We start from the raw sequence: 4740 nt of genomic DNA, 5'->3' as shown, positions 1-4740 counted from the left end.
CCTATCCTACACATGTAGGTTCAATGTTCAGTGCCAAGCTGTAGTAAAGGTTCACGGGGTCTTTCCGTCTAGCCGCGGGTACACAGCATCTTCACTGCGATTTCAATTTCACTGAGTCTCGGGTGGAGACAGCGTGGCCATGGTTACACCATTCGTGCAGGTCGGAACTTACCCGACAAGGAATTTCGCTACCTTAGGACCGTTATAGTTACGGCCGCCGTTTACCGGGGCTTCGATCAAGAGCTTCTCCCTAAGGATAACCCCATCAATTAACCTTCCGGCACCGGGCAGGTGTCACACCGTATACGTCATCTTGCGATTTTGCACAGTGCTGTGTTTTTAATAAACAGTCCCAGCCACCTGGTCACTGCGGCTCCCGTCCGCTTAGAGAGCAAGTCTCATCACAGATAGGAGCGTACCTTCTCCCGAAGTTACGGTACGATTTTGCCTAGTTCCTTCACCCGAGTTCTCTCAAGCGCCTTAGTATTCTCTACCTGACCACCTGTGTCGGTTTGGGGTACGATTCCATATAATCTGAAGCTTAGAGGCTTTTCCTGGAAGTATGGCATCAGCAACTTCATCACCGTAGTGACTCGTCTCGTGTCTCAGGTTTAGTGTCTNGACCACCTGTGTCGGTTTGGGGTACGATTCCATATAATCTGAAGCTTAGAGGCTTTTCCTGGAAGTATGGCATCAGCAACTTCATCACCGTAGTGACTCGTCTCGTGTCTCAGGTTTAGTGTCTGTCCGGATTTACCTAAACAAACGCCCTACTCACTTTCACATAGACTACCAACGCTATGCTTGCTTAGCCTGCTCCGTCCCCCCATCGCAATTATATCGAGTACAGAAATATTAATCTGTTTCCCATCGACTACGCCTTTCGGCCTCGCCTTAGGGGTCGACTTACCCTACCCTGATTAACATGGGATAGGAACCCTTGGTCTTCCGGCGTGGGAGTTTTTCACTCCCATTATCGTTACTCATGTCAGCATTCGCACTTCTGATACCTCCAGCATACCTCCCGGTACACCTTCAACGGCTTACAGAACGCTCCCCTACCACTCAGAATAAATTCTGAATCCGCAGCTTCGGTGCATAGTTTAGCCCCGTTACATCTTCCGCGCAGACCGACTCGACCAGTGAGCTATTACGCTTTCTTTAAAGGATGGCTGCTTCTAAGCCAACCTCCTGGCTGTCTGGGCCTTTCCACATCGTTTCCCACTTAACTATGACTTTGGGACCTTAGCTGGCGGTCTGGGTTGTTTCCCTCTTCACGACGGACGTTAGCACCCGCCGTGTGTCTCCCGGATATTACTTTACGGTATTCGGAGTTTGCAAAGGGTTGGTAAGTCGGGATGACCCCCTAGCCTTAACAGTGCTCTACCCCCGTAAGTATTCGTCCGAGGCTCTACCTAAATAGATTTCGGGGAGAACCAGCTATCTCCCGGTTTGATTAGCCTTTCACTCCTAGCCACAGGTCATCCCCTAACTTTTCAACGTTAGTGGGTTCGGTCCTCCAGTTGATGTTACTCAACCTTCAACCTGCCCATGGCTAGATCACCGGGTTTCGGGTCTATACCTTGCAACTATTCGCCCAGTTAAGACTCGGTTTCCCTACGGCTACCCTATTCGGTTAACCTCGCTACAAAATATAAGTCGCTGACCCATTATACAAAAGGTACGCAGTCACCCAACAAGTGGGCTCCTACTGCTTGTACGTACACGGTTTCAGGTTCTATTTCACTCCCCTCACAGGGGTTCTTTTCGCCTTTCCCTCACGGTACTGGTTCACTATCGGTCAGTTGGGAGTATTTAGCCTTAGATGATGGTCCACCTATATTCAGTCAAAGTTTCACGTGCTCCGACCTACTCGATTTCACTTAAAATGTCTTTTCATGTACGGGACTATCACCCTGTATCGTGGCGCTTTCCAGCAGCCTTCCATTAACACATAATAAGCTTAAGGGCTGTTCCGATTTCGCTCGCCGCTACTTTCGGAATCTCGGTTGATTTCTTTTCCTACGGGTACTTAGATGTTTCAGTTCTCCGCGTTCGCCTCGTTAACCTATGTATTCAGTTAACGATACCTGCAAGCAGGTGGGTTTCCCCATTCGGAAATCCTAGTCTCAAGTGCTTTTTACTAGCTTGACTAGGCTTATCGCAAGTTAATACGTCCTTCATCGCCTCCAACTGCCAAGGCATCCACCGTGTACGCTTAGTCACTTAACCATACAACCCAAACGGGTCTTTGTTTTGTGACAGTTTAACTTCGCCAGAAGTCAATATTGAATACTAAAGTAGATACCAATCAATCAACTCATAAGAGTTAACTAAATGGCACTGAATGGTACTGCTACCATTCTTTTTTTACTTTTGAAAACTCTTGATAAATACAATGTATTCATCAGAATTTTATTATCAGCTTTTCCAAATTTTTAAAGATCAAGAGATACAAAAACCTCTCAAAATTAAACACACTCTATTCTCAGGCGATTGAGATGCCCGATAAAGAATATTTATTTTTAAGAAGTAAAAANTAAGAGTTAACTAAATGGCACTGAATGGTACTGCTACCATTCTTTTTTTACTTTTGAAAACTCTTGATAAATACAATGTATTCATCAGAATTTTATTATCAGCTTTTCCAAATTTTTAAAGAGCAAGAGATACAAAAACCTCTCAAAATTAAACACACTCTATTCTCAGGCGATTGAGATGCCCGATAAAGAATATTTATTTTTAAGAAGTAAAAGNTAACCATACAACCCAAACGGGTCTTTGTTTTGTGACAGTTTAACTTCGCCAGAAGTCAATATTGAATACTAAAGTAGATACCAATCAATCAACTCATAAGAGTTAACTAAATGGCACTGAATGGTACTGCTACCATTCTTTTTTTACTTTTGAAAACTCTTGATAAATAACAATGTTATTCATCAGAATTTTATTATCAGCTTTTCCAAATTTTTAAAGAGCATATTAATTAGTTATCCCGAANGTGGTGGAGCTAAGCAGGATCGAACTGCTGACCTCCTGCGTGCAAGGCAGGCGCTCTCCCAGCTGAGCTATAGCCCCACATATGCTGGTACTTATTGTTTTAACCATCTTCTTGATTAGACAAGAAGTGGTGGGTCTGAGTAGATTTGAACTACCGACCTCACCCTTATCAGGGGTGCGCTCTAACCAGCTGAGCTACAGACCCAAAACAATAAGTGTTGTTCTCTTTACAATAACAATCATCTGTGTGGACACTACGAACAAATAAGTTCTAAATCGTATAAGGAGGTGATCCAGCCCCAGGTTCCCCTAGGGCTACCTTGTTACGACTTCACCCCAGTCATGAATCACTCCGTGGTAAACGTCCTCCCGAGGGTTAGACTATCTACTTCTGGAGCAACCCACTCCCATGGTGTGACGGGCGGTGTGTACAAGGCCCGGGAACGTATTCACCGCGTCATTCTGATACGCGATTACTAGCGATTCCGACTTCATGGAGTCGAGTTGCAGACTCCAATCCGGACTACGACGCACTTTAAGTGATTCGCTTACTCTCGCGAGTTCGCAGCACTCTGTATGCGCCATTGTAGCACGTGTGTAGCCCTACACGTAAGGGCCATGATGACTTGACGTCGTCCCCACCTTCCTCCGGTTTATCACCGGCAGTCTCCTTAGAGTTCTCAGCATTACCTGCTAGCAACTAAGGATAGGGGTTGCGCTCGTTGCGGGACTTAACCCAACATCTCACAACACGAGCTGACGACAGCCATGCAGCACCTGTATCAGAGTTCCCGAAGGCACCAAACTATCTCTAGTAAGTTCTCTGTATGTCAAGTGTAGGTAAGGTTCTTCGCGTTGCATCGAATTAAACCACATGCTCCACCGCTTGTGCGGGCCCCCGTCAATTCATTTGAGTTTTAACCTTGCGGCCGTACTCCCCAGGCGGTCTACTTAATGCGTTAGCTTTGAAAAACAGAACCGAGGCTCCGAGCTTCTAGTAGACATCGTTTACGGCGTGGACTACCGGGGTATCTAATCCCGTTTGCTCCCCACGCTTTCGTACATGAGCGTCAGTGTTGACCCAGGTGGCTGCCTTCGCCATCGGTATTCCTTCAGATCTCTACGCATTTCACCGCTACACCTGAAATTCTACCACCCTCTATCACACTCTAGTTTGCCAGTTCGAAATGCAGTTCCCAGGTTGAGCCCGGGGCTTTCACATCTCGCTTAACAAACCGCCTGCGTACGCTTTACGCCCAGTAATTCCGATTAACGCTCGCACCCTCCGTATTACCGCGGCTGCTGGCACGGAGTTAGCCGGTGCTTCTTCTGTCAGTAACGTCACAGCTAGCAGGTATTAACTACTAACCTTTCCTCCTGACTGAAAGTGCTTTACAACCCGAAGGCCTTCTTCACACACGCGGCATGGCTGCATCAGGCTTGCGCCCATTGTGCAATATTCCCCACTGCTGCCTCCCGTAGGAGTCTGGGCCGTGTCTCAGTCCCAGTGTGGCTGATCATCCTCTCAAACCAGCTAGGGATCGTCGCCTTGGTGAGCCATTACCTCACCAACTAGCTAATCCCACTTGGGCCAATCTAAAGGCGAGAGCCGAAGCCCCCTTTGGTCCGTAGACATTATGCGGTATTAGCAGTCGTTTCCAACTGTTGTCCCCCACCTCAAGGCATGTTCCCAAGCATTACTCACCCGTCCGCCGCTCGTCAGCAAAGTAGCAAGCTACT

General features: G+C 47.1%; 2 tRNA genes and 2 rRNA genes. All 4 read right to left on the bottom strand.

Features of this window, described 5'->3' with window-relative positions:
• Window positions 1-2232: ribosomal RNA gene (locus I6F49_RS19915) — 23S ribosomal RNA — on the bottom strand; the annotation flags it as partial.
• Between the two features lie 770 nt (window positions 2233-3002).
• Window positions 3003-3078, bottom strand: a tRNA-Ala gene (locus tag I6F49_RS19910).
• Between the two features lie 50 nt (window positions 3079-3128).
• A tRNA-Ile gene (locus tag I6F49_RS19905) sits at window positions 3129-3205 on the bottom strand.
• A gap of 76 nt (window positions 3206-3281) precedes the next feature.
• Window positions 3282-4740: ribosomal RNA gene (locus tag I6F49_RS19900) — 16S ribosomal RNA — on the bottom strand; the annotation flags it as partial.

This window comes from Pseudoalteromonas sp. SWN166 (assembly GCF_015864485.1).
Classification (GTDB): Bacteria; Pseudomonadota; Gammaproteobacteria; order Enterobacterales; family Alteromonadaceae; genus Pseudoalteromonas.
The sequence above is the reverse complement of the archived record's forward strand: the minus strand, read 5'-3'. Positions and strand labels throughout refer to the sequence as shown.